The following is a 6,000-nucleotide window of genomic DNA, read 5'->3' as shown; positions in this document are numbered from 1 at the left end:
GGCATCATCTGCTGGCGACGACTGAAGAACCTCCAACTTTGTTAGGAGTTCTTAGAGCCGCAGGACCCCGGTGCCGGGCGGATGGCAGAAGGTCCAGGGCTGCGCGTTGTGCAGCGACGGGGCGGCGGTCGCGGCCCGGACGAGGGCGGTGACGGTCGTGGGGTCGAGGGGCGGCGAGGCGGACATGACGGCCTCCCTTCAGGGCCGGGCCCGAGCGCGGAGGAGTCGGCGGACAGGGACGTCATCGGCGCACCGGGATCCCGTCGCCCGATGCCGTCTTGCCGGGCATACGGCCATGGTCCGGCCGCTCCGGGACGGCGTCACCCGCCTCGTCCCGCCTCACCCCGCCCCTGCGGGGTCTCTCCGTGGGCGAGGTCGAACCGGACGTCGACGACGCCCTCGACGGCCCGTACGAGGCGGGCGGCCACCGGTACGAGCGTGGTGTCGCGGATACGGCCGGTGAGGGTGACGACACCGTCTTGCACCTCCACGTGCACCGGCGAAGGGGTCACGAAGAGCGGGGCGGCGACCTCGTGCCGGACCTCGGCGGCGATGTCGTCGTCGCCGCGCAGGAACACCTTGAGCAGGTCGGTGCGGCTGACGACCCCCGCCAGCAGACCGGAGTCGTCCACGACCGGCAGCCGTTTGACGCTCGCGCGGGCCATGACACGCGCGGCCTCGGCGATCGTGGCGCCCGCCCGAACGGTGACAGCGGGCGCGGACATCAGGTCCGCCGCCGTGCGGGCCCCGGCCTTGGCGATGTCGACCGGCTGCCGCGACCGCAGCGGGCCGACATCGGCGTCGTCCCGGAGTTCCTCGGTGGGCAGCAGGTCGGCCTCGGAGACCACGCCGACCACCCGGCCCTCGCCCTCGACCACGGGCAGGGCGCTGACCCGCCAGTCCCGCATCAGCCGCACGATCTCCTTGAAGGGAGCCCGCGGGCCGACCGCGGCGACCGTCTGGGTCATGACGTCGCTGACGATGCTCGGCGTGCCGTACATGGTGAACTCCATGGGATCTTGACCGGTGGTCCGGCGCCGGGGGCCGGATCCCACGCGTCCGCCCTTCCAGGGTGGGCCAGAGGCGCCGGTCGTGCCAGTGACCCGGCCTGCGGGCCCCGGTGCGCGGGGGCGGTGCGCGGGGGCGGTGCGCGGGGGCGGTGCGCGGGGTCACCCCCGCCCGGGGGGAATCGGTTGCGGTGTCATCCGGCATGTCATCCGGCACGCGGCCCCCACTGAGGTCCGACCAGGTCCCACTCCTGCTCCCAGCGAGCCAGCCGCCGCCGGTCGAGCCGGGCGCGGGCGAGGGCGCCTGCGCCGTAGACCGGTGCGGCGACGGCGAGCGCCGCACCGGCACCGAAGAGCGCGGCCCCGGCATCGCCCTCGGCCTGGCCGGTGGGACGGGACAGGGCGAGCCGGCCCTGCGAGTCCTCCCAGACCGTCACCGGGGTGCCGGCCTTCAGTCCCGCCTCCACCAGGGTGTGTCCGGTACGGGAGGTGCCGTCGGGCGCCGTCCACCGCACCTGGCCCTGGGCCAGCGCACCTGTCTGTCCGGTGGCGTCGAACACGCGCGGGGCGTCGGTGCCCAGCACCGCGCGGACCGGCTGCAGCAGCGTGCGCTGCTGGTCGAGCGCCGCCTCGGCGCCGCGCACGGTCACCGCGGCGGCGGTGGCGCCGCCGACCGCCATGACGAGCCAGACGAGCAGCACGATCCACGCCTCGACGAGATCTTCCGGCCGCCGCAGCGGACTGCTCCGCCACCGCCACAACCACCGATTCGTGCCGTTCACGACGGAACACCTCCTCGTCATGGGTGCTCCCTTCAACGGTGACTCTCGGGCCGGTGTGTGCACAAGGACGGAAGGCCATCCCCGGGGGGCTGCCCGGACCTGGAGGTGAGGGCCGACCGGCCCTCACCTCCAGGCACTGGTCGGCCGGTCGCCCCATGCGCGCGCCGCCCGGGACGCGCAGTCTGGAGAGGCGGGGTCATGTCCGGCGGCCCGCCGGTGTCCGGCCCGCGGCCCCCGCCGACGCGCCGGAACCCGGGCCCCGCTCAGGACAGCGGAGGGCGAGGAGCGTCATGAAGGGTTATGTGTTCCACGCAGTGGGCGAGGCCGCCTGGGAGGACGTCCCGGACCCGGCCGTCAAGGAGCCCACCGATGCGATCGCGAAGGTCGGGGCTGTCACGATCTGCGGCACCGACCTGCACATCCTCAAGGGCGATGTGCCCGAGGTGCAGCCCGGCACGGTGCTGGGGCACGAGGCGGTCGGCGAGATCGTCGAGACCGGCAGCGACGTCCGCACGGTACGGCCCGGGGACCGGGTGCTGGCGTCGTGCATCAGCGCCTGCGGGCGGTGCGTCTTCTGCCGCCAGGGCGCCTATGGACAGTGCCTCGGTGGCGGGGGCTGGATCCTCGGCCATCTGATCGACGGCACCCAGGCCGAGTACGTCCGGGTGCCCTACGCGGATCTGTCCGTGCACCCGCTGCCGGGCTCCCTGGACAGCGCCGCGGCCGTGCTGCTGGCGGACATCTTCCCGACCGCGTACGAGGTGGGCGTCCTCAACGGGCGGGTCGCCCCGGGGGACACCGTCGTGGTGGTCGGGGCGGGCCCGATCGGGCTCGCGGCCGTCGCCACCGCCCGGCTGTTCTCGCCGGAGCGGATCATCGCCGTGGATCTGGCACCGGCCCGCCTCGAAGCGGCCCGGCAACTCGGGGCGGACGCGGTCGCCGACGCCCGCGAGCACCCGGAGCAACTGGTCGCCGACCTCACCGGCGGGCTCGGCGCGGATGTCGCCATCGAGGCGGTGGGCGTACCGGAGACCTTCGAGCTGTGCACCCGCGTGATCCGTCCCGGCGGCCGGGTCGCCAACGTCGGCGTGCACGGCACGCCCGCCACCCTGCACCTGGAGACCCTGTGGATCAGGAACGTCACCATCACCACCGGACTGGTCGACACCCACTCCACCCCTACGCTGCTGCGCATGGCCACCGCCGGACGCCTGCCCACCACCGACCTGGTCACCCACACCTTCCCCCTCGACGCGATGCGGGAGGCGTACGACGTCTTCGGCCGCGCGGCCGACACCGGGGCGCTGAAGGTCGTCCTCGGTGCCGGACAGCACGGGGACCTGGCGGTGCCGGCGGCGTGAACGGTGGCCGTGAACGCCAGTGGGGAGGGGGCGGGCTGTCCGCCCTTCGGGAACGGTCGCCTCGGGAACCGGTCGCCGGTACCGGTCACCGGACCGTGGTCACCCTGCCGTCGCCGCGCGGAGCCGGCAGTCCACCCCCACGACTCCCTCCACACCCCGTGCCAGCCGCTCGGCCAGGGCGATGGTCCCGGCCTCCTCTACGCTCCCGTCCAGCGCGGCCACGCCGTCCGTGACGCCGACCGTCACGGACGGGGCCGAGGCGGGGAAGAGCGCGTCCACGACGTCCCGCCGGATCTCCTCGGCCAGGTCCTCGTCGGTGCGCAGAAACACCTTCAGCAGATCGCCGCGGCTCACCACCCCTTCGAGGAACCCGTCGGCAGTCACCACGGGCAGCCGTTTGACATGCCTCACCGCCATGATGCGGGCCGCCTCGGCCAGTGTGGCGTCCGCCGGGACCGTGACGGCCGGGGTGCTCATCAGCTCCTCGGCGCAGACCGCCCCGGCCTTGGCGAGGTCGGTGAGGCGCCGGGCCTGGGTGAGACGGTCCGGATCGTCGTCCCGGAACTCCTCCTTGGGCAGCAGATCTGCTTCCGAGACCACACCGACCACCCGTCCGTCACCCTCCAGCACCGGCAGCGCGCTGAGGTGCCACTGCTCCAGGCGCTCCACGATGTCCTTGAACAGAGTCCTGCGGCCCACCGCCACAGTGGCATGGGTCATGACGTCACGGACCCGCATCGGGTTGCTGCGCTGCATCGTCTCCTCCTCGGACCACCGGACTGCGGGGCGGGGGACGGACCCCCGCCCCGAGGCCGACGGGCGTCGCCAAAGGGCCCCTGAGGTGTGCCGCCTGGGCTCAGGGGGCTTCCCGGCACCGACAGCCGTTCGCAGGCGCCGGACCTGGCCGGATGTGCGGCCGGACGGGAAGGCCATCCACTTCTCGCGGATCCGGATCGCGCGGTACCTGGCCCCAGCCACTTCTCCGCGTCCATTTCCTTCGCGGTCCTTCCCACCGCTACCAGCACAGCACGCCCACGACCGGAGCACCAGGGCCGGCCGGCCCTGGTGCTCCGGGGTACGGCGGACGGCACGGCAGCCACCGGGCGCACGCCCACGAGGAGGCGATGCGAGCGTGGAGACAGGCTGTGCGACCGGCCGGGCGCACGCCGTGCCGTACGGGGTCGTCGGCCATCCTGGAGGAATCGTGGACCGGCCCGAGTGTCACCCCAGGTCCCGTCGTCGTGGGTGTCGATCACTCCCCGCCCGCCCAGAAGGCGGCCCTATGGGCGGCCTCCGAGGCCGGCCTGCGCGGCGGGACCCTGTGCCTGCTGCATGCGGCCGGCACCGAGCACATGGGATCCTCCTCTCCAAGGCCGATCTCGCGGCGGTCGACCGTACCGGCACGGAATTGCTGGAGCGCACCGTCCAGGCCGGACGCCGGGCCTTCCCACTCCTCCAGGTGGCGATGAGCCTCCCCCATGGCATCCCGGCCGCCGCGCTGCGCATGGCCGCGCGGACCGCGGGAACGATCGTCGTCGAGGCCGGGACATCAATGGCTTCGAGGAGTTCGCGCTGGGGTTGGTGGCCCACCGGCTGAGCACACACCCCGAAGAGCCGGTCATCGTGGTCCGGGATGTCGCCGCCCGCCCCGCCGCCGGTGTCGTGGCCGCCGCGGTACACGGTCCGTGGGACCTCGACTGGGTGCGTTTCGCGGCGGCCGAGGCCCGGCTGCGTCAGGCGTCGCTGCGGCTGATCGCCGTACGGACGGCGCTGCGGAACCTGGGCGGCGCCATGCTCACGGCACGGAGCCCCAGGAGCCTGCTGGAGGAACACGCCACCCGGCTGTCCGACCTGGCCGAAAGGGTGGGGCGGGAGTTCCCGGAACTGACCGTCGGCACCCGCGTGATGGAGGCAGACTCCGGCGACGCCCTCGTGGCGCTGACGGAACAGGTCGGCCTGCTGGCCGTGGGCCACCGGGTGACGAAGCGTCTCGGCTCGCCGTCGGGCCAGGTGCTGCACGTGCTGCTGCGCCTGGCCGTGCGGGGGTCATGGCCGGGGCGCGTCCGGCCGGGAGCCCGGCAGCTTGCCGTGAGACCGCCGACGCCGCCTGGCCGTGCGGGGGTCATGGCCGGGGCGCGGTGGGAGGCGGCGGCCACGACGGGCCGGGCGGCGGGAACGACGAAAGCAACGGACAGGCCATCAGGCCGGGACGCCGATCGGGACGGGGCCCACGGCCGGACCGGGGCCGCCATGGCGAGTGACCACACCGACCGCCCGGGCGACCAGGGCGGGATCGGCGGTGACCGAGGCTGCCGAGCGGCGGCTGGGGCGAGGAGACGGCCTTCCGCTGATCGTTCGGCCGGTAAGGGCCGTCGACGGTGTGGTCGATGTACGCCGCACCTGCCGCGCGACCGGCCCGGGATGGCGCGACAGCCCCGCCGCCGGAGGGTCGCCGGCCCGGTGCCCGCATGGCCGCAGCGGCACTGAAGGCCATGGGAACCGCGATGGCGACGATGAGGACGCCGGCAGGGCCGACCAGCCCTCCGCCCAGCGCCGGACGCTCCCGGCAGGGGCGCTCGTCCCCCACGCGGACCGCCCCGCCCATGGGAAGCTGAGATCAGGGACCTCGGGGTGCCTCAACTGTCCACGGCCTCGCCCGCCTCGTCAGCCTCTCGGAACCACCCGACTACCTGACCCCGGCGCCCTCGACCGCCCGGACCATCTCGGTCTTGTGGTTTCGGTCGTCACAGGGTTTTCCGTCGTCCGCTCTGCCCTCTCGCCCTCCCCGGCTCGCTCAGCTCGCGTGCGGGTTGTTGACCAGTGCCTCTTGCTGGTGCATGAGCCGTAGTA

Annotated in this window: 7 protein-coding genes and 1 pseudogene; 4 read left to right on the top strand and 4 right to left on the bottom strand. The window is 73.9% G+C overall.

Annotated elements, in window-relative coordinates:
- Nucleotides 1–51: 51 nt before the first annotated feature.
- The 3 genes from ACFRFC_RS12130 to ACFRFC_RS12120 form a co-directional block, all read right to left on the bottom strand.
- On the bottom strand, nt 52–186 hold the full coding sequence (locus ACFRFC_RS12130) for a hypothetical protein (protein WP_382680957.1): 135 nt from the start codon (nt 184–186) through the stop codon (nt 52–54).
- Between the two features lie 134 nt (nt 187–320).
- Nucleotides 321–1,001: a CBS domain-containing protein gene (locus tag ACFRFC_RS12125; RefSeq protein ID WP_382680956.1), complete on the bottom strand. Its 681-nt coding sequence runs from the start codon at nt 999–1,001 to the stop codon at nt 321–323.
- 212 nt (nt 1,002–1,213) lie between these two features.
- The gene (locus tag ACFRFC_RS12120) at nt 1,214–1,789 is read right to left on the bottom strand and encodes a hypothetical protein (RefSeq protein WP_382680955.1); all 576 of its coding nucleotides are present in this window, start codon (nt 1,787–1,789) and stop codon (nt 1,214–1,216) included.
- Nucleotides 1,790–2,079: 290 nt separating this feature from the next.
- Here ACFRFC_RS12120 and ACFRFC_RS12115 point away from each other — a divergent pair, with 290 nt between their 5' ends.
- Nucleotides 2,080–3,150: a zinc-dependent alcohol dehydrogenase family protein gene (locus tag ACFRFC_RS12115; protein WP_382680954.1), complete on the top strand. Its 1,071-nt coding sequence runs from the start codon at nt 2,080–2,082 to the stop codon at nt 3,148–3,150.
- Between the two features lie 99 nt (nt 3,151–3,249).
- Here ACFRFC_RS12115 and ACFRFC_RS12110 read toward each other — a convergent pair whose 3' ends face one another.
- Entirely contained in the window at nt 3,250–3,906 is a 657-nt protein-coding gene (locus ACFRFC_RS12110) for a CBS domain-containing protein (protein ID WP_382680953.1), read from the bottom strand.
- Between the two features lie 152 nt (nt 3,907–4,058).
- Between ACFRFC_RS12110 and ACFRFC_RS12105 the strand changes: the two are divergent.
- From ACFRFC_RS12105 to ACFRFC_RS12095, 3 genes and pseudogenes are all read left to right on the top strand, one after another.
- Nucleotides 4,059–4,460: pseudogene (locus tag ACFRFC_RS12105) on the top strand (hypothetical protein); the annotation flags it as partial.
- Between the two features lie 11 nt (nt 4,461–4,471).
- Nucleotides 4,472–4,747, top strand: a complete 276-nt coding sequence (locus ACFRFC_RS12100; protein WP_382681123.1) for a hypothetical protein — start codon at nt 4,472–4,474, stop codon at nt 4,745–4,747.
- Nucleotides 4,732–5,637 (top strand): hypothetical protein, encoded by a 906-nt coding sequence (locus ACFRFC_RS12095; protein ID WP_382680952.1) that lies wholly within the window; start codon nt 4,732–4,734, stop codon nt 5,635–5,637. Before ACFRFC_RS12100 ends, ACFRFC_RS12095 begins: the two co-directional genes overlap by 16 nt.
- Nucleotides 5,638–6,000 lie beyond the last annotated feature (363 nt).

It is taken from the genome of Streptomyces sp. NPDC056734 (genome assembly GCF_042790455.1).
GTDB lineage: Bacteria > Actinomycetota > Actinomycetes > Streptomycetales > Streptomycetaceae > Streptomyces.
Note: the sequence above shows the minus strand (reverse complement) of the source record. Positions and strands in the feature narration are given on the sequence as shown.